Genomic DNA, 18,735 nt, shown 5'->3' on the forward strand with positions numbered 1-18,735 from the left:
AGCACGACAGGTTGTCGACGCCGGATCGGCGGTGGATCGCCGGTGAAGGGGTCCCTCGTCGTACCACCGCACTATTCTCGGTCGTCGCAGACCTATGGGGGGAAGGCGGGCGCGGGATGGAGAAGCTGGGAGCGGGGGATCCGTCGCAGATCGGTGCGTATCGGCTGCTGGCGCGGCTCGGCGCCGGCGGTATGGGGCAGGTGTATCTGGCCCGGTCGGACCGGGGGCGGACCGTCGCCGTGAAGCTCGTCCGGGAGGAACTGGCCGCGCAGGAGGAGTTCCGGGCGCGGTTCCGGCAGGAGGTGCGGGCCGCGCGGCGGGTCGGCGGATACTGGACCGCGCCCGTGCTGGACGCGGACACCGAGGCGGCCGTGCCGTGGGTGGCGACCGGGTATGTGGCCGGGCCGAGCCTCCAGCGGGTCGTCGGGCAGGACCACGGGGCGCTGCCCGAGCGGTCGGTCCGGATTCTGGCCGCCGGGCTCGCGCACGCGCTGAAGGACATCCACGCGGCCGGGATCGTGCACCGGGACCTCAAGCCGTCCAACGTGCTCGTGACCATCGACGGGCCCCGCGTGATCGACTTCGGGATCGCCCGGGCGCTGGAGACGGCGACCGCCGGCGGGGAGGGGCTCACCCGGGCCGGGGCGCTCGTCGGGTCGCCGGGGTTCATGGCGCCCGAGCAGGTGCGGGGCGACCGGATCACACCGGCGTGCGACGTGTTCTGCCTCGGGTCCGTGCTGGCGTACGCCGCGACCGGGACGTTGCCCTTCGGGAGCGTCGACAGCGGCGCGCACGCGCTGATGTTCCGGATCGCCCAGGAGGAGCCGGATCTCACCGGGGTGCCGGAGGGGATCGCCGACCTCGTCCGGGACTGCCTGCGCAAGGAGCCGGGGGCCCGGCCTTCGCTGGACACGCTCCTGGAGCGGACGGGGGTGGAGGACACCGTGGCCGAGGGGCGGTCCCGGGACCCCTGGCTGCCCAGTCCGCTGGTCGCCCAGCTCGGCAGACACGCCGTGCGGTTGCTGGAGGTCGAGAATCCGGGCGAGGGCGGGGGCGCCGAGCATGCCGCTGTCTCCGACGGCGGGGACGCCGGAAGCGCCGATCGCCTGCCCACCGTGGTCTCCGCCCAGGCTCCGCCGCCGCCCAGCGTGCCGCCCGCGTCTGTCGGGTTCGGACCGGCGTACGGGGTGCCACAGCCGCAGCCGTCGTACCCGCGGCAGCAGCCCTATCCGCAGCCGCCGCAGCCGTACGCACAGCCGCATTCTCCGCAGCCGTACGCACAGCCGCATCCGCCGCACGCCCAGCCCGTCGGCCACGGGTATCCGCCGCCCGGGTCCACCCCGCCGTACGGGCCGCCCGCCGTCGGCGTGCCGGCGGAGCCCGAGCGGCGCAGCGGGCGGTCCACCGCGCTGCTCGTCGTGGTCGCGCTGGTCGTCGCGCTGGGCGCGGGCGGTTCGGTGTACGCGCTGATGAGGGACGGCGGCGGGACCGACGACAAGGGCGGCACGGTCGGCCCGGCGCCCACCGTCACCTCCGGATCGCCCGACGAGACCGGCACGCCCACCCCGTCCGAAACGGAGGAGCCGTCCCCCTCCGCCTCCACGGCCGGCGCGGTACCGGACGCCTATCTGGGCACCTGGCGGACGACCATCGACAACGCGGGCGGCTCCAACACCCGCGAACTGACCATCCGACAGGGCGAGGTGGGCGACACCGTGCTGACGCTGGTCGCCGACGGGCCGACCGAGGGCGGTGGGTCGTACCACTGCGTCTTCGAGGCGGAGCTGGCCGAACAGCCCAGTGGCGGCGGACCGTTGGAGATCGGGCCGTCCACCGTGACCACCGGCGAGCCCGCCTCCTCCTGCACCCCGGGCGAGGCCACCGAGGTCACCCTGCTGCCGGACGGGCGGCTGAAGCGGGCGAAGGCGAGCGGCGGGGAGAGCCTGACGTACACCAAGGACTGACCGTGGCGACCGGAAACGCGCGGTGCCCCAGGGGTAGTTGAACGTCGGGCGAACGTTCGTGGACCGGTCCCGCCGGCGCCCTGTCGCGCGCGTACCGTGACTCCACCATCATCCGGCTCCGGGGAGTGGCGGGGGCACCCACATGGAGTGGCTGAACGCGGAGAACGTCGTCGCCGTCGGGACCGCGGTGCTGGGCATCGCCGCGTCCGCGGGCATGGTCTGGTACGAGCGCCGGGTGCCCCGGCGCAAGCGGGTCGGCTACCGCGTGCAGATGGACAACCCGATAGGCGACGACGTCCGGTCCGGGCGGGTCAACCGGCGGCTCGGGCTCTTCCTCGAAGCGCCCGACATGGAGGACGCCACGCTCGTCCTGCTGCGCGTCGAGAACGACGGCTCGCAGGGCATCGACCGCGACGACTACACCAGCCCCGAACGGCACGGGCTCACCGCGGTGTTCACCGACCGGACCATCCGGGGCGTCTCGGTGACCCAGCCCACCGACACCGACCACCTGATGGACCACTTCACCGCCGAGCGCGGCTTCGGCTACGAGGGCAACACCCTGCGCATCCCGCGCGTCCCGCTCAACAAGGGCGACCACTTCAAGCTGCTGGTGCTGCTGTCCGGCGGAGACGTGGGCCGGGAGATCCGGCTGATCGGCGGCATCCGGGAGGGCGAGGTCCACCCCAACCGCAGCGCCACGCCGGACGACCAGCCGCCCCTGTTCAGCCGCGCCTCCCGGCTCATCAGCATCATGCTCACGGTGTGCGTGATGACCCTCGCCGGCATCGTCGTGGCCCGCGACGACAGCCCGCCGCCGGTCGGCTGCGAGCAGGGCACGCTGACGGTGATCGGCTCGACGGCCTTCGCGCCGGTGCTGCGGGAGGTGGCGAAGGAGTACGAGGAGGACTGCGAGGGCGCGGACATCGCCGTCGACGTGCACGGGTCCACCGCCGGCATCCGGGAGCTGGCGGCGGCCGGGGCGGCCGCGAAGGGGAAGGGGGCGCCGGCGCTCGTCGCCTTCTCGGACGGGCCCAAGCCCGGCGACATGCCCGAGCTGCGGGAGACCCGGGTCGCGCTGTCCGTGTTCGCGCTCGTGGTCAACGACGACGTGGGCGTACGGGACCTGTCCACCACGGACGTGCGCGGGCTGTACCAGGGGCGGATCGGCGACTGGGCGAGGCTCGGCGGGCGCTCGCTGCCGGTCCGTCTGGTCAGCCGGGACGCCAACTCCGGCACCCGGCAGGTCTTCCAGCGGCGGGTGCTGGGGCGGGGCGAGACGGCGAACTCGTCCGTCGACTGCGTCCACAAGGACTATCCGTCGGCGCGGGTGACCCGGTGCGAGCTGGACTCCACCGACCAGGTGCTGGCGAAGGTGGCCGAACTGCCCGGAGCCGTCGGCTACAGCGAGCTGAACCTGGCCCTGCGGGCGAAGGGGGTGCGGGTGCTGAGCCTCGACGGCGACGCGCCCTCCGTCGACGCGATCGAGCACGGGCGCGGTGGCTATCCGTACCGGGAGATCGAGTACGCCTACACCTACGGCAGCCCGCCCGCCGACTCCCTCGCCTCCAGCTTCCTGACGTACCTGTCCCGGGGGAACGGCCAGTCCGTCATCCGCACCCATGGGCACGTGCCGTGCTGGACACCGGAGGGGATGAAACTGTGCGCGTAGGGGTCTCTTCGTCGCCGCGGGCGCGTCGTGGCCGATCGCGCGGTTCCCCGCGCCCCTTCGGCGCGCTCACCGCGGCTCCGGCGGGCGTTGCCGGGGCATGTTGGGGCGGCTGCCGTTCGCCGGTGGCAAGGGGAAGCGGCCACCCGGACCCCCGGTCTCCTGGCGCGGTACCGTCGCCACCGCCGTCTGGATGCCCAGCGGCGCGGACCCCGTGCGGAACTCCACCATCCAGTCGGTCGTCTCCGTGCGCACCAGCTCCGTGACGTCCTCGGAGAACCGCCGCAACACCGACAGGCACCGCTCGGCCGCCTCGCTCGCCGTACCCTCCGCCGGCCCCAGCACCTCCCGCACGCACTCCGACGCCCAGTCGAACTGCAACACCTGGAGCCTCCGGTGCACCGCCTGGGCCGTGGCCACGTCCCTTATCCAGCCGGACGTGACCCCGAAGAACCGGTCGATGCCGACGCAGGACACCGCGAGCAGCAGCGCCAGACAGCCCCACGGCGCCACCCCGTCGGCCACCCCCGTCAGATCCAGCAGCGGCAGCGCCGCTCCGGCCACCGCTCCGGCCGCCGCCCCGACCCGCAGCACGCGCGCCCCGCGCCGCTTCCACACCCGGTCCCGCAGATACCAGGCGGCCGTCTCCAGCGCCCGCCGCTCCACCCACCGGTACAGCTCGTCCAGCCGCTCGGCGGGCTCCCCCCAGTCCCCGAGCGGAAAGGCCCGCCCGGTCAGATCGCCCGGCCGCAGCCCGGCCGCACCCTCGCCCCGCCCGTCCTGAGGCGGACCCTCGGGCTGCATCTCCGGCTGACCCACCCGGCACTCCCTACTGATCACGACCGGTCACGTTGCGTGACATTCCATGCCGACGCGCGGGCACCTTCCTACCGCCCAACGGGTGGCGGAGAGGGGGCTTTCCCGACTTTTCCGCCCGTAAGAGGGCCTTGATCAGGTATAGGGCCGACGCGGTTCTCACTCGAAAGAGTGGCGGAGCAGTGGCCGCGTGGACCACGTAGGCTCGTTCCGACGGAGAAAAAAGACGGCGAGGAGCTGATCGTGATCCCCGGTGGTGGCCAGCCCAACATGCAGCAGTTGCTCCAGCAGGCCCAGAAGATGCAGCAGGATCTCCAGCGGGCGCAGGAGGAACTGGCGAACACGGAGGTCGACGGGCAGGCGGGCGGCGGTCTGGTGAAGGCCACGGTCACCGGCTCCGGTGAGCTGCGCGCGCTGAAGATCGACCCGAAGGCGGTGGACCCGGAGGACACGGAGACCCTCGCCGACCTGATCGTCGCGGCCGTGCAGGCGGCCAACGAGAACGCGCAGGCGCTCCAGCAGCAGAAGCTCGGCCCGCTGGCCCAGGGGCTGGGCGGCGGCAGCGGCATCCCGGGTCTGCCGTTCTGACGCCTCCGCCTTCCGAGCGGAGGCGTCAGGCAACTACCGTACGTACCGAAAGGTCTTCAGGAAGGGCAGTCCGTTGTACGAAGGCGTGGTCCAGGACCTCATCGACGAGCTGGGGCGGCTGCCCGGCGTCGGTCCCAAGAGCGCGCAGCGGATCGCCTTCCACATCCTTCAGGCCGAGCCGACGGACGTGAAGCGGCTCGCGCAGGCACTCCTGGAGGTGAAGGCGAAGGTCCGCTTCTGCGCGACCTGCGGCAACGTCGCGCAGGAGGAGCTGTGCGGCATCTGCCGCGACCCGCGCCGCGACCCCTCCGTCATCTGTGTGGTGGAGGAACCGAAGGACGTCGTCGCGATCGAGCGCACCCGCGAGTTCCGGGGCCGGTATCACGTACTCGGCGGCGCGATCAGCCCGATCGAGGGCGTGGGACCCGACGACCTGCGTATACGGGAACTTCTCGCACGGTTGGCCGACGGGACGGTCACGGAACTGATCCTGGCCACGGACCCGAATCTGGAAGGCGAGGCGACGGCGACGTACCTCGCCCGCATGATCAAGCCCATGGGCCTGAAGGTCACCCGCCTGGCCAGCGGCCTCCCGGTGGGTGGCGACCTGGAATACGCGGACGAGGTGACCCTCGGCCGCGCCTTCGAGGGGAGACGACTCCTAGATGTCTGACGCCACACTGCACGCCTCGACGCAGAACCCGGACGACTTCGTGGTCCAGATCGCGGACCAGGTCGAGAGCTTCCTGGTGGCCGTCACGGAGGTGGCGAAGGGTGACGAGCCCGAATCGGCGGTCCCCTTCCTCCTCCTTGAGGTCTCCCAGCTCCTGCTGGCCGGCGGTCGGCTGGGCGCCCACGAGGACATCGTCCCCGAGGAGCGCTACGAGCCCGACCCGGGCCCCGAACCGGACGTGGACGAGCTGCGCGAGAACTTCGCCCGGCTCCTGGACCCGATCGACGTCTACTCCGAGGTCTTCGACCCGTACGAGCCCCGCAGGGCGCCGGTGCCGGCCCGGATCTCCGACGACCTCGCCGACATCATCACCGACCTCCGCCACGGCATGGTCCACTACCGCGCGGGCCGCACCACCGAGGCCCTGTGGTGGTGGCAGTTCTCCTACTTCTCCAACTGGGGCCCGACGGCCTCCGCCGTGCTGCGCGCCCTCCAGTCCGTCCTCATCCACGTCCGCCTCAACCAGCCCTTGGAGGAACTGGACGGCCTCGACACCGACCAGGCCGCCATGGGCGACGAAACCCTGGAGTTCGAGGCCGGCCGGGTGATGGCCCAGGAGATCGCCGGCCCCCTGGGAGTCCGCCCCGGGCAGTAGCCGGCCCCGGCTGTGTCCGGGCCCGGCGCCCTGTGAGCCAGGGCACTTTCCGAGTGGCGCGCCGATCGCTGGGCAGGGGTCGAGACCGAGCGGGCGGATGTCTCACCATGCGGGAGCAGGGTGGTGGAATTCGGACGCTCGATAGACTGAGCCGACACAAACGAACCGAGCGAGGAGCGCACGTGGGCCTTGTCGTGCAGAAGTACGGAGGCTCCTCCGTAGCCGATGCCGAAGGCATCAAGCGCGTCGCCAAGCGGATCGTGGAAGCGAAGAAGAACGGCAACCAGGTTGTCGTCGTCGTTTCCGCGATGGGCGACACGACGGACGAGCTGATCGATCTCGCCGAGCAGGTTTCTCCCATGCCTGCCGGGCGGGAGTTCGACATGCTGCTGACCGCCGGAGAGCGGATCTCCATGGCCCTGCTGGCGATGGCGATCAAAAACCTGGGCCACGAGGCCCAGTCCTTCACCGGCAGCCAGGCAGGCGTCATCACCGACTCGGTCCACAACAAAGCCCGGATCATCGACGTCACGCCGGGGCGGATCAGGACGGCTCTCGACGAGGGCAACATCGCCATCGTCGCCGGGTTCCAGGGCGTGAGCGCCGACAAGAAGGACATCACCACGCTGGGCCGCGGCGGCTCCGACACCACCGCCGTGGCGCTCGCCGCCGCGCTCGACGCCGAGGTCTGCGAGATCTACACCGACGTCGACGGCGTGTTCACCGCCGACCCGCGCGTGGTGAAGAAGGCGAAGAAGATCGACTGGATCTCCTTCGAGGACATGCTGGAGCTCGCGGCCTCCGGCTCCAAGGTGCTGCTCCACCGCTGTGTGGAGTACGCCCGCCGCTACAACATCCCGATCCACGTCCGGTCGTCCTTCAGCGGACTCCAGGGCACGTGGGTCAGCAGTGAGCCGATTGGGGACATGAAGGTGGAGCAGGCCATCATCTCCGGTGTCGCGCACGACACCTCCGAGGCCAAGATCACGGTCGTCGGCGTGCCGGACAAGCCGGGTGAGGCCGCCGCGATCTTCCGGACCATCGCCGATGCCGAGATCAACATCGACATGGTCGTGCAGAACGTGTCCGCCGCCTCCACCGGCCTGACGGACATCTCCTTCACGCTGCCGAAGACCGAGGGCCGCAAGGCCATCGACGCGCTGGAGAAGAACCGCTCCGGCATCGGCTTCGACTCGCTGCGCTACGACGACCAGATCGGCAAGATCTCCCTGGTCGGCGCCGGTATGAAGACCAACCCGGGCGTCACCGCCGCGTTCTTCGAGGCGCTCAGCGACGCCGGTGTGAACATCGAGCTGATCTCGACCTCCGAGATCCGCATCTCGGTGGTCACCCGCGCCGACGACGTGCCGGAGGCCGTCCGCGCCGTCCACACCGCCTTCGGTCTGGACTCGGACAGCGACGAGGCCGTCGTCTACGGCGGCACCGGCCGATGAGCCGGGACACGCGCCGATGACCGGCAAGCCGACGCTCGCGGTCGTGGGAGCGACCGGAGCCGTCGGCACGGTCATGCTCCAGATCCTGTCCCAGCGCGCGGACATCTGGGGCGAGATCCGCCTGATCGCCTCCCCGCGCTCGGCCGGCCGCAAGCTGGCCGTGCGCGGCGAGGAGGTCGAGGTGGTGGCCCTGACGGAGGACGCCTTCGCCGGGGTCGACGTCGCGCTGTTCGACGTACCGGACGAGGTCGCCGCCGCGTGGGCGCCGGTCGCCGCCGCGCGCGGCGCGGTCGTCGTCGACAACTCCGGCGCCTTCCGCATGGACCCGGACGTGCCGCTCGTCGTGCCCGAGATCAACGCGCACGCCGTGCGGTCCCGGCCGCGCGGGATCGTCGCGAACCCCAACTGCACGACCCTGACGATGATCGTCGCCCTGGGCGCGCTGCACGCCGAGTTCGGGCTGCGCGAGCTGGTGGTGTCGTCGTACCAGGCGGTGAGCGGGGCCGGGCGGGCCGGCGTGGAGACGCTGCGGGCCCAGCTGTCCCTGGTGGCCGGGACCGAGCTGGGCACCAAGCCCGGGGACGTACGGCGGGCCGTCGGGGACGACACCGGGCCGTTCCCGGAGCCGGTCGCGCTGAACGTCGTCCCGTGGGCCGGATCGCTGCGGGAGGACGGCTGGTCGTCGGAGGAGATGAAGGTCCGCGACGAGTCCCGGAAGATCCTCGGCCTGCCGACGCTGCCGGTCGCCGTGACCTGTGTCCGGGTGCCGGTGATCACCACGCACTCGCTGACCGTCCACGCCCGCTTCCAGCGGGAGGTCGGCGTCGACGGCGCCCGGGAGATCCTCGCCACCGCGCCGGGCGTGGTGCTGTGCGACGACCCGGCCGCCGGTGAGTTCCCCACCCCCGCCGACGTGGTGGGCACCGACCCGACCTGGGTGGGCCGGGTGCGCCGGGCCCTGGACGACCCGACCGCGCTGGAACTCTTCGTGTGCGGCGACAACCTGCGCAAGGGCGCCGCGCTGAACTGCGCGCAGATCGCGGAACTGATCGCGGCGGAAATGACCGCGCCCAAGTACCGTTGAACTTTGTAGGATCTCGGTAAGCACTGTGGCCGGGAGCATGGTCCAGATCTCTTGAACCGCCCCCTGCCGACGACAGAGGATTTCTCTCCCCGCCTTCCGCAACCGTACGGAGGCGGGGAGCGTCTTTGCGGTCACCCTTGCGGGACCTGGGGACGTGATGATCCTGGCGTGGGGACGCCGTGATCAGGGCGTGGGGACGCCCGTTCAAATGGGACATGAGGGAAGAGCGGGACGCATGACGGCACTTGAGGCACCGCCGGTTGTCGCACATGTGACGCCCGGCACGTACAACCCTCTCGGGGGGAAGCGTGTCCAACAGGCGTGGCAGAGGTACTCGAACTCAGTGTGGCCCGCGGTGGTACAGCCCTGCGGCCCCGCGCGGCGCTCCGGCCCCGCACGCCCGGCGGCATGCCGGTGATCGCGCCCATGCCCGCAGCGCGGCCCGCCCGCATACCCAGTCAGCGTGACGGCGCCGAGGAATCCGCGGGCGCCGTGGCGACCGAGGCCGCCGGCACGACCGTCGACCACCTCACCGAGACCTACCGGGCGCACTACCGCTCGCTGCTCGGTCTCGCCGCGCTCCTCCTCGACGACACCGCCTCCTGCGAGGACGTCGTCCAGGAGGCCTTCATCCGCGTCCACTCGGCCCGCAAGCGCGTCCGCGACCCCGAGAAGACCCTCGCCTACCTGCGGCAGACGGTCGTCAACCTCTCCCGCTCCACGCTGCGCCGGCGCATCATCGGCCTCAAGCTGCTCTCCAAGCCGATGCCCGACATGGCGAGCGCGGAAGAGGGCGCCTACGACCAGCTGGAGCGCCGCGACCTCATCAAGGCGATGAAGGGGCTCCAGCGCCGCCAGCGCGAGGTGCTCGTGCTGCGGTACTTCGCGGACATGACCGAGGCCCAGGTCGCCGAGACGCTCGGCATATCCCTGGGCTCGGTCAAGGCGTACGGCTCGCGGGGCATCGCCGCGCTGCGGGTGGCCATGGGGACACCGGCATGAGCGGCCACGCCGAAGAGGGCGAGTCCCATGACAGTCACTCCCATGAGCGCCACTCCCATGAACGTCATGAGCCCTACGCCTGGCACGAGCCGACAGAGCGCAACGGGCAACAGCACACGCCATCGCACGCTGGGAACGGAACTGTGAACCACGGCCCCGACGACAAGGGCCCGGAGAGGCTCGACGGAGTCCACAGCCTGGACGAACTCGACTCCGACGAACTGGCCCTGCGCCGGCTGTTGCAGTCGGCGGTCGACGACATCGAACCGCGCACCGGCACGCTGGACCACCTGCGCCGGGCCGTCCCCGCGCGGCGCGCCCGCAAGCGGCAGGCGGTGGTCGGCATGGCCGCGGCGGCCCTGTTCATCGGCACCGCGATCCCCGCCCTCGTGCACGTCTCCCAGGCCGGCGGCTCCGACCCCAAAACCGCGATGGCCGGCCAGTCCTCCCAGGCCCAGGGCGGCACCGGCCAGGGCAAGGACAAGGGCACCGGCAAGGGCGGCACGAAGGACGCCGGCAGTACGACGGTCAAGCCCGGCAAGGAGTCCGGCAAGCCCGACGACAAGGGCACGAAGGGCGGCAGCGGCGGCGGCTCCGCCGGCGGCGCCAACCCCTCCGCCACGCTCGCCTCCGGCGTCCCGCTCTGTACGGCGACCCAGCTGGGCTCCGCCACCGGCAGCGTGAACGCGCCCGACACCGCGGGGGTCGTCTACGGCACCTTCCGCGTCACCAACATCTCCGGCACCGCCTGCACGGTCGCAGGCGCGGGCAGCATCACGCCCACCGCCCAGGGCGCGGCCGATCCGGCCAAGGTCCTCAGCGCCCGGCATGTGGCCGGGGACGCGGCGACCGCCCTGCCCGACCCGTCCCAGGAGATCGACGGGCTGGTCCTCCAGCCGGGCGCGGCCTACGAGGAGAAGTTCGCCTTCGTCCCCTCGGAGACCTGCCCCGTCGACGGCGGCGACAGCGGCACGGGCGGCCCCGGCCCGACCGACCCGACGCCCGATCCGTCGTCCAGCCAGGAGGCGAGCGCCTCCGGCGACACGACCGACACCACCGGCTCCGAGGGCACGGCCCCCCAGCTGCTCACCGAGGACGGTCCGGCCGACGGCAGCGTCGCGGTGACCCACACGGCCCAGGGCGGCTCCCCGACGGCGACGGCGGTGGTGTCCGGGGCGTGCGCGGGGACGGTCTACTACACCGGGGTGCTGGCCGGCGCCTGACCGCCGTCCGGCTGGGGGAGCGTGCGCGACCGCGGGCCCGTCGTGGCCGGTCGCGCGGTTCCCCGCGTCAGCCGGTCGGTACCGGGGACTGCTCCGACTCCTCCGCCACCAGACCCAGCGCCGCGTCCCGTTGGAACTCCAGCTCCCGGCGCAGCAGGCGGAACCACATGAAGACCACGAAGCCCGCGAACACGAACCACTCGCCGGTGTAACCGAGGTTCTGGAACGCCTTCAGGTCGAGGCCCGTACCACCCGGCGCGCTCGCGGGCACGGCCTTCATCCCGGCGTCCCCCTTGTCCAGGGTGACCCAGGCGTCGTACAGCCGGTACGGCACCAGGTTCACCAGCGACGCCGAGCTGATCGCGGCGGTCTGCCCGGCGGGGAGCCCGCCCTGCGCGCTGACCCCGTTGTCCCCGGGGGTCTCGGGCGCCTGCAACGCACCGGTGACGGTGACCTCACCTCGCGGCGGCGCGGGTGCCTTCGCCGCGTCCGCCGTACCCGGCAGCCAGCCCCGCACCACCGGGAGCGCCTTGCCGGAACCGGTGCGCAGCAGCGTCAGGACGTAGAAGCCGCGCTTGTCGTCCAGCTCCCGCCCGGGCACCAGCAACTGCTCCCCGTACCGCCCGCTCGCCGTGACCCGCCGCCCCGACGTGCTCTTGTCGACGGGCAGCAGCGAGTCCAGCGGGCGCGCGGCCTCGCCCCGGTCGGAGGCGGCCTGCTCGGTCGCGGCGCGATGGTCCTGCACCCGCCCCTCGAACCGGCTCAGCTGCCACGACCCCATGAAGACGCAGAACGGGATGGCGAGCAGCACGAAGACGTTGATGCCCCACCAGCGGGGTGTCAGCAGAAACCGGTACACGCCCTCCACGGTACGGCGCCCGGCCCGGTGCCTCGGCCTCGGGTCAGCTCTTGCTCGCCTTCAGCGAGTAGATCAGCGGGATGCGCGGATGGCCCGCCGGGAACCGGTGGTAGCCGTCGCGCACCTCGAAGTTCCTGAAGCGCGGGAAGAGCGACACGTCGTGCTCGTGCAGGAACTCGATGCGCAGCCCCGCCGCGGCCAGCGCGGAGACCACGTCCCCGACGGGGTGCAGCCACTCCACGCTGCGGTTGTGGACGGTGACGGCGTCCAGGTCGGCGTAGGTGCCCGGTTCGTTCCACACCTGCGCGTCCCGGGTGAAGTAGTCGCGCACGACCCGGGTGCCGGTCTCGTCGTCCAGGGTCTCGGTGATCGGGTGGAACTCGGCGAGGTAGAGGAACCCGCCGGGCGCGACGAGGGACGCGGCCGTCTCCGCCCAGCGCCGGAGGTCCGGCAGCCAGCACAGGGCGCCCAGCCCGGTGTAGACGATGTCGTACGACGGCTCGGGCACGGCCGCCGCCGCGTCGTACACGTCGCTGGTGACGAAGGCCGCCCGGTCGGGGCCGTGGCCGAGGTCGGCCGCGAGGGCGCGGGCCGCCTCCACCGCCGGTGCGGAGAAGTCCAGGCCGACGACGCGGGCGGCGCCGTGGTGGACCCAGGAGAGCGTGTCGGTGCCGATGTGGCACTGAAGGTGCAGCAGCGACTTCCCGGTGACGTCCCCGACCTCCGCCCGCTCGAAGTCCCGCAGGTCGTCCCGGCGGGTGCGGAAGCCGTCGAGGTCGTAGAAGGAACCGGCGACGTGGACCGGGACCCGCTCGTCCCACATGGCCCGGTTGTCCTCGCGCCAGCCCTCGGGGACGGACGGGGAGCCCTCGGGGGCAGACGGGGAACCTTCGGGGGCGGACGGGGATGTGGCGGAAACGGTCATGCGCCGGAAGTTATCCACAGGCTGCGCACACCCGCCACCCAATTGTCGGCGCGGCCAGGCAATATGGGCGCATGACTGGGGCCATGAGTGAGAGCAGGACGCCGGACACACCGGACATGCCGGACTGGGAGAAGCGCTTCCGGGCGCCACGCGTCTCCCTGCCGGACTGGGCGGAGGACGCGCCGGACCGCTCCCTGTTCGTGTCGAACGCGACGGGGACGTACGAGCTGTACGCCTGGGACAGAGCGACGGGCGAGCAGCGGCAGGCCACGGCCCGGCCGAACGGCACGACGGACGGCGTGCTCTCCCCGGACGGCGCCTGGATCTGGTGGTTCGACGACAAGGACGGCGACGAGTTCGGCATCTGGCGCCGCCAGCCCTTCACGGGCGGCCCCGACGACCCGGCCGTGCCCGGTCTCGACCCGTCCTACCCGGCCGGCCTGGCCCTGTCCCGCGACGGCCGCACGGCGGTCGTCGGCCGCTCCACCGACGAGGACGGTACGACGATCCACCTGGCCCGCGAGGGCGCGGACCCGGTGGAGATCTACCGCCACCGCGAGTCGGCGGGCGTCGGCGACCTCTCGCACGACGGCACCCTGATCGCCGTGGAGCACACCGAGCACGGCGACGCCATGCACGCGGCCCTGCGGGTGCTCCGCCCGGACGGCACGACGGTCGCCGAGCTGGACGACACCCGGGGCGGCACCGAGGAGCTGGGCCTGGAGGTGCTGGGCTTCGCCCCGGTCGACGGCGACACCCGGCTGCTCATCGGCCACCAGCGCCGGGGCCGCTGGGAACCGCTGGTGTGGGACGTGGCCACGGGCGAGGAGACCGACCTCGCCCTGGACCTGCCCGGTGACGTCAGCGCCGAGTGGTATCCGGACGGCTCGGCCCTGCTCATCGTCCACGGCTTCGAGGCCCGCAGCGAGCTGTTCCGGTACGACGTGGCGACCCGCGAGCTGACCCGCATCCCCACCCTGCCCGGCACGGTCTCCGGCGCGACCGCCCGCCCCGACGGCAGCGTGGAGTACCTGTGGTCGTCGGCCGCCGAGCCCCCGGCGGTCCGCTCCACGGCCGGCGGGGTGGTGCTGGACCCTCCGGGCATGGCGTGCCCGCCGTCGGTGCCGGTGGAGGACGTGTGGGTGGAGGGCCCCGGCGGCCGCATCCACGCGCTGGTCCAGAAGCCGGCGGGTGTCACGGGCCCCCTGCCCACCGTCTTCGACCTGCACGGCGGACCGACCTGGCACGACAGCGACTCCTTCGCGGCGGGCCCGGCCGCCTGGGTCGACCACGGCTACGCGGTGGTCCGCATCAACTACCGCGGCTCCACCGGCTACGGCCGCGCCTGGACGGACGCCCTCAAGCACCGGGTCGGCCTGATCGAGCTGGAGGACGTGGCGGCGGTGCGCGACTGGGCGGTCTCCTCCGGTCTCGCCGACCCCGCCCGTCTGATCCTCACCGGCGCCTCCTGGGGCGGCTATCTGACCCTGCTCGGCGTCGGCACCCAGCCGGACGCCTGGGCGCTGGGCATCGCGGTGGTGCCGGTCGCGGACTACGTCACCGCGTACCACGACGAGATGGAGTCCCTGAAGGCCATGGACCGCACCCTGCTGGGCGGCACCCCGGAGGAGGTCCCGGAGCGGTTCGAGGCGTCCTCCCCGCTGACGTACGTCGACCAGGTCAAGGCCCCGGTCTACATCTCGGCGGGCGTCAACGACCCGCGCTGCCCGATCCGCCAGATCGACAACTACGTCAAGAGACTCGAGGCCCGGGGCGCGGTCCACGAGGTGTACCGGTACGACGCGGGTCACGGCTCGCTCGTGGTGGAGGAGCGGATCAAGCAGGTGAGACTGGAACTGGAGTTCGCGGCACGGCACTTGCCGGCCTAGGGCCTGTCTGACGATTCCCGTCTGCCGCGCGACGCCATGCACGCACTCTCGCCGCACCGGCCCCAGACCCAAGTACGTCCAGTACGAGGGCCTGGGGCCGGCACTCCCCCAGCCTTCGGCCGGGGGTACCCCCAGAGCACGCACCTGACGCCGCGCGGCCGCCCTTCGGGCGACGACGCGAATTGTCAGACAGGCCCTAGGTCAGCGCAGCTCCGCGAGGCCCCGGCGGGTGGCGGCGACGACCACCCGGTCCCCCTTCTCCAGGACGTGGGAGGAAGAGGTGTCGGCGCGGCCCAGCAGCGCCAGTACCCGCCAGGACCCGGCCCGGAAGGCCTCCCGCACGGTCCGCCCCTCCAGCTGGGGATGCCCGTCCACGTCCACCGCGGCGAACAGCAGCACCCTCCGCTCGACGGCGACGGCCCCGAGCACCTGCCGCCCCAGCATGGCCCCGGCGAACGCGGGGGCGGCCAGGTGGGTGACGCTCCGGCTCCGGGTCAGCGCGTGCGGGTAGGCGGTGCGCAGGGTGCGGTACACGGCGGTGGCGAAGTCGTCGTCGTACAGCCGCAGCACCACACGCAGACCGGGTCGTACGGTCCGCGCGTAGAGCACGGCCTCCAGGTTGGTGGTGTCGGAGCTGGTCACCGCGAGCAGTGCCTGCGCGCGCTGGATCTGGGCGGCCTCCAGGACGCCTTCCTGGGTGACGTCCCCGAGCACCACCGGCACCCGCAGCCGGCGGGCGGTGGCCAGGCCCCGTGCCTCCGGGTCGGACTCGACGCACACCACCGGGATGTTCAGTTCCCGCAGCCGGGTCAGCACCCGGGTGCCGATCTTGCCGAGCCCGAGCAGGACCACGTGTCCGCTCAGGCCGCGCGGCGGCTTGCGCAGGGCGGAGGCGGTGCGGAAGGTGCCGAAGGTCTCCAGCGCGGCGGCCAGCAGCACCGGCAGCAGCAGCAACCCGACGAGCGCGGACAGGAGTTGGAGGAGCTGGCGGCCGAGGGGCTGCTTGAGGGCCGGGTCGTCGATCGCGAACAGGTCGAGGAGGGTGATGTAGAAGGCGCGCAGCGGATGGATGCCGGTGACCACCCACAGGGCGACGGCGAGGCCGACCACGCAGCCGACGAGAACGGCCAGGGACCAGCGCAGCCGCCGGGAGAAGAGGGAGCCGAGCGGCGGTACGCCGGTCATCGCGCGGCGGGCGGGCGCGGCGGACTCGGTACCGGTCCCGGCGGAGACGTGTTCCAGCACCACGGCCTGCCGTCCGGTGGCCTGCCGTACCTCCTCGTCGTCGGGGAGCAGCCGGGGCTGCTGTTCCACGGCGCCGAACGGGCCGTCGGTGCCGGCCGGGTCGCCGCCGGAGAGCAGGGCCAGGGTGAGCAGCCCGGCCTCGGTGCCGGTGCCGGTGCCGTCCCCGGACAGCGGCCGTTCCACGGCCCGCAGCAGCAGGCCCTCGGTCTGCACGACCCTGCTGGTGCCGGCGACGGCGGTGGCGGCCAGCGCGGGCGCGGCGGTGTCGGCGTCGGACAGGACGGTGGTGGAGGCCTCGATGCCGGTGCCCTGGCCGTCGTCGTCCCCGGCGGCCAACGCGGCGGCCTGGTCGAGGAGTTCCTCGATGTGCTGGCCCAACCGCCGGTTGTAGAGCCGGAGGACGAGCCGCAGCCGGGGGTTGAGCCGGCGGGCGGTCAGGGCGGCGCGGATGTTGGTCTCGTCGTCGTCGTACACCAGGGCCAGCGCGGCGGCCCGGGCCACCCCGGCCTCGGCGAGCACCGCCTCGGTCAGCTCGGTGGCCTCCAGGACCGCCTCGCCGTCGGGGCGCCCGCCGGTCGTGGCACCCGCGGGCTGCCCGGCCGCGCCGGACCGGCCGACGGTGCCCACGGCGGCGCTGACCACGCGGTCGAACAGCGCCGCCGACGCGGACCGGGCGCGGCCGACCACCGGGGGCCGGACGGTGCGCTCGTTCGGAGGCACGACAAGGGTGACCTGCTCGCCGTAGACCCCGCGCAACTCGGCGGCCAGCCGGTGCGCGAGCCCGTCGTCACCGCACACCACCATGTGCGCCGGCGGGGACCCCGGCCCCCCTTGATACGGAACGCTCGCCACAAGGGAAAAGAGTGCCCCAAGGAGTTGAGTGGTTCCAGCAACGGCCTGAACGCCCGGGTCGGAACCCGCGTAGGGAAGGGGAGCAGGAGCAACAGCCGGAGGGAACCATCCGTGGCCATCACCGAAGACGCCCCGCCCGGCACGGACAGGGGCGGTGCCGAGCCTCCGCGCGGCCGGCGGCTCAGCTCCCCGCTGGCGCTGACCCTGGCGCTCCTGCTGGCCGTGCTCGCCCAGTCCCCGATCCGCGGCGCCCTCGGCACTCCGCTCATGCAGAGCTGGATGACGGTGTTCGTGGCGGTGACCGTCCAGGCGCTGCCCTTCCTGGTGCTCGGCGTGCTGCTGTCGGCGGCGATCGCGGTGTTCGTCCCGGCGTCCTTCTTCGCGCGCGCCCTGCCGCGCCGGCCCGCCCTGGCCGTGCCGGTGGCGGGGATCGCGGGCGCGGTGCTGCCGGGCTGCGAGTGCGCGTCGGTGCCGGTGGCGGGCGCCCTGGTCCGCCGGGGCGTGACCCCCGCCGCCGCCCTCGCCTTCCTGCTGTCCGCGCCCGCGATCAACCCGGTGGTGCTGACCGCCACCGCCGTCGCCTTCCCCGGGCACCCGGAGATGGTCCTGGCCCGGTTCCTGGCGAGCCTGCTGGTGGCCTGCGCGATGGGCTGGCTGTGGCAGCGGCTGGGCCGGACCGACTGGCTGCGCCCCCCGGCCCACGGCGCGCACGAGGGCGCGACGAAGGGGGAGGCGTTCTGGGGCGCGGTCCGGCACGACGTCATGCACGCGGGCGGATTCCTGGTGCTCGGCGCGACGGCCGCGGCCACGCTGAAGGCGGCGGTCCCGGCGGACTGGCTGCGCACGGCCGCCGGCACCCCGCTGGTCTCGGTGCTCGCCCTCGCCGTGCTCGCCGTCCTGCTGTCGATCTGCTCGGAAGCGGACGCCTTCGTCGCCGCCTCCCTCACCCAGTTCTCCCCGACGGCCAAGCTGGTGTTCCTGGTGGTGGGCCCGATGATCGACCTCAAGCTGTTCGCGATGCAGGCCGGCACCTTCGGCCGTACCTTCGCGCTGCGCTTCGCGCCCGCCACGTTGGCGCTGGCCGTCGCGGGCGCCGTACTGACCGGGGTGGTGCTGCTGTGAACCGCCAGGCCCAGGCGGCCGTCCTCTTCCTGCTCGGCGGCGCGCTGCTGCACGCGGGCGCCACCGACCTGTACCTGCGGTACGTGAAGGCGGGCCTGCGCCCGCTGCTGCTGGCCTCGGGCGCGGTGCTGATCGCGGCGGCCCTGGCGACGGCCTGGTACGAGCGCCGACGCGACCGGGAGCGGCACCCGCACCCGCACCCGCACCCCGAGCCGCGCGTCGCCTGGCTGCTCCTGCTGCCGCTCCTCGCCCTGATCCTGATCGCCCCGCCGGCCCTCGGCTCCTACAGCGCCCTGCGTTCCGGTACGGCGCTGCAAAAGCCGTACGCCTACGGCCCGTTGCCGGCGGGCGACCCGGTGCCGCTCTCCGTCGTGGACTACGCCTCCCGCGCGGCCTACGGCCACGGCCGCTCCCTGCACGGCCGTGCCGTCCGGGTCACCGGCTTCCTCGCCCTGGACCACGCGGGCCGGCCCTACCTGGTCCGCATGGCCCTCAACTGCTGTGCCGCGGACGCCCAGCCGGTGAAGATCGCGCTGACCGGCACGCTGCCGCCGGTCCTCCGCCCGGACGCCTGGCTGGAGGTGACGGGCACGTACACCCCCCGGCTCATCCACGACCCGGTCAACGACGGCCCCATCCCCGCGCTGAAGGTCACGTCCACCCGCCCGGTCCCGGCGCCGCGCGACCCGTACGACGAGACCTGGAACACCTGAGC

Annotated in this window: 16 protein-coding genes; 12 read left to right on the forward strand and 4 right to left on the reverse strand. The window is 72.9% G+C overall.

Annotated elements, in window-relative coordinates; all coding sequences use genetic code 11:
- Positions 1-116: 116 nt before the first annotated feature.
- Together ACZ4WH_RS36000 and ACZ4WH_RS36005 are read left to right on the forward strand one after the other, a co-directional pair.
- On the forward strand, positions 117-1,964 hold the full coding sequence (locus ACZ4WH_RS36000; RefSeq protein WP_468188805.1) for a serine/threonine-protein kinase: 1,848 nt from the start codon (positions 117-119) through the stop codon (positions 1,962-1,964).
- Positions 1,965-2,106: 142 nt separating this feature from the next.
- Positions 2,107-3,636 (forward strand): substrate-binding domain-containing protein, encoded by a 1,530-nt coding sequence (locus tag ACZ4WH_RS36005; RefSeq protein WP_468188807.1) that lies wholly within the window; start codon positions 2,107-2,109, stop codon positions 3,634-3,636.
- Between the two features lie 66 nt (positions 3,637-3,702).
- Here the strand turns inward: ACZ4WH_RS36005 and ACZ4WH_RS36010 are convergent, their stop codons facing one another.
- Positions 3,703-4,452 carry an SLATT domain-containing protein gene (locus tag ACZ4WH_RS36010; RefSeq protein ID WP_468188809.1) on the reverse strand — a complete coding sequence of 250 codons (750 nt, stop codon included), beginning with the start codon at positions 4,450-4,452 and terminating at the stop codon, positions 3,703-3,705.
- 240 nt (positions 4,453-4,692) lie between these two features.
- Between ACZ4WH_RS36010 and ACZ4WH_RS36015 the strand changes: the two genes are divergently transcribed.
- From ACZ4WH_RS36015 to ACZ4WH_RS36045, 7 genes are all read left to right on the forward strand, one after another.
- Complete coding sequence (locus tag ACZ4WH_RS36015) at positions 4,693-5,037, forward strand: YbaB/EbfC family nucleoid-associated protein (RefSeq protein WP_030648347.1); 345 nt, start codon at positions 4,693-4,695, stop codon at positions 5,035-5,037.
- Between the two features lie 73 nt (positions 5,038-5,110).
- On the forward strand, positions 5,111-5,710 hold the full coding sequence (gene recR, locus ACZ4WH_RS36020) for a recombination mediator RecR (protein WP_030342446.1): 600 nt from the start codon (positions 5,111-5,113) through the stop codon (positions 5,708-5,710).
- Entirely contained in the window at positions 5,703-6,365 is a 663-nt protein-coding gene (locus tag ACZ4WH_RS36025; protein ID WP_468188812.1) for a DUF5063 domain-containing protein, read from the forward strand. Before recR ends, ACZ4WH_RS36025 begins: the two co-directional genes overlap by 8 nt.
- Positions 6,366-6,547: 182 nt before the next feature.
- Positions 6,548-7,819: an aspartate kinase gene (locus tag ACZ4WH_RS36030; protein ID WP_468188815.1), complete on the forward strand. Its 1,272-nt coding sequence runs from the start codon at positions 6,548-6,550 to the stop codon at positions 7,817-7,819.
- A 16-nt stretch (positions 7,820-7,835) separates the two neighbouring features.
- Positions 7,836-8,903: an aspartate-semialdehyde dehydrogenase gene (locus ACZ4WH_RS36035; RefSeq protein ID WP_468188817.1), complete on the forward strand. Its 1,068-nt coding sequence runs from the start codon at positions 7,836-7,838 to the stop codon at positions 8,901-8,903.
- Positions 8,904-9,224: 321 nt separating this feature from the next.
- Positions 9,225-9,905, forward strand: coding sequence for a SigE family RNA polymerase sigma factor (locus ACZ4WH_RS36040; RefSeq protein WP_468188819.1), 681 nt, complete (start codon positions 9,225-9,227; stop codon positions 9,903-9,905).
- Between the two features lie 143 nt (positions 9,906-10,048).
- Positions 10,049-11,128, forward strand: a complete 1,080-nt coding sequence (locus ACZ4WH_RS36045; RefSeq protein ID WP_468188821.1) for a hypothetical protein — start codon at positions 10,049-10,051, stop codon at positions 11,126-11,128.
- 67 nt (positions 11,129-11,195) lie between these two features.
- Here ACZ4WH_RS36045 and ACZ4WH_RS36050 read toward each other — a convergent pair whose 3' ends face one another.
- Both ACZ4WH_RS36050 and ACZ4WH_RS36055 read right to left on the reverse strand, forming a co-directional pair.
- A complete protein-coding gene (locus tag ACZ4WH_RS36050; RefSeq protein ID WP_468188824.1) occupies positions 11,196-11,987 on the reverse strand; it encodes an SURF1 family protein in 792 nt (263 codons plus the stop codon).
- 43 nt (positions 11,988-12,030) lie between these two features.
- Complete coding sequence (locus tag ACZ4WH_RS36055; RefSeq protein WP_468188857.1) at positions 12,031-12,810, reverse strand: class I SAM-dependent methyltransferase; 780 nt, start codon at positions 12,808-12,810, stop codon at positions 12,031-12,033.
- A gap of 185 nt (positions 12,811-12,995) precedes the next feature.
- Between ACZ4WH_RS36055 and ACZ4WH_RS36060 the strand changes: the two genes are divergently transcribed.
- A complete protein-coding gene (locus ACZ4WH_RS36060) occupies positions 12,996-14,801 on the forward strand; it encodes a S9 family peptidase (protein ID WP_468188826.1) in 1,806 nt (601 codons plus the stop codon).
- Between the two features lie 201 nt (positions 14,802-15,002).
- Here ACZ4WH_RS36060 and ACZ4WH_RS36065 read toward each other — a convergent pair whose 3' ends face one another.
- On the reverse strand, positions 15,003-16,850 hold the full coding sequence (locus ACZ4WH_RS36065) for an NAD-binding protein (protein WP_468188828.1): 1,848 nt from the start codon (positions 16,848-16,850) through the stop codon (positions 15,003-15,005).
- A 159-nt stretch (positions 16,851-17,009) separates the two neighbouring features.
- Between ACZ4WH_RS36065 and ACZ4WH_RS36070 the strand changes: the two genes are divergently transcribed.
- Both ACZ4WH_RS36070 and ACZ4WH_RS36075 read left to right on the forward strand, forming a co-directional pair.
- Positions 17,010-18,020 carry a permease gene (locus tag ACZ4WH_RS36070; RefSeq protein WP_468188830.1) on the forward strand — a complete coding sequence of 337 codons (1,011 nt, stop codon included), beginning with the start codon at positions 17,010-17,012 and terminating at the stop codon, positions 18,018-18,020.
- Entirely contained in the window at positions 18,017-18,733 is a 717-nt protein-coding gene (locus ACZ4WH_RS36075; protein ID WP_468188832.1) for a TIGR03943 family putative permease subunit, read from the forward strand. The genes ACZ4WH_RS36070 and ACZ4WH_RS36075 overlap by 4 nt, the downstream gene beginning before the upstream one ends.
- The last annotated feature ends 2 nt before the right edge of the window (positions 18,734-18,735 follow it).

The sequence above is a fragment of the Streptomyces sp. NPDC029138 genome (assembly GCF_055564375.1).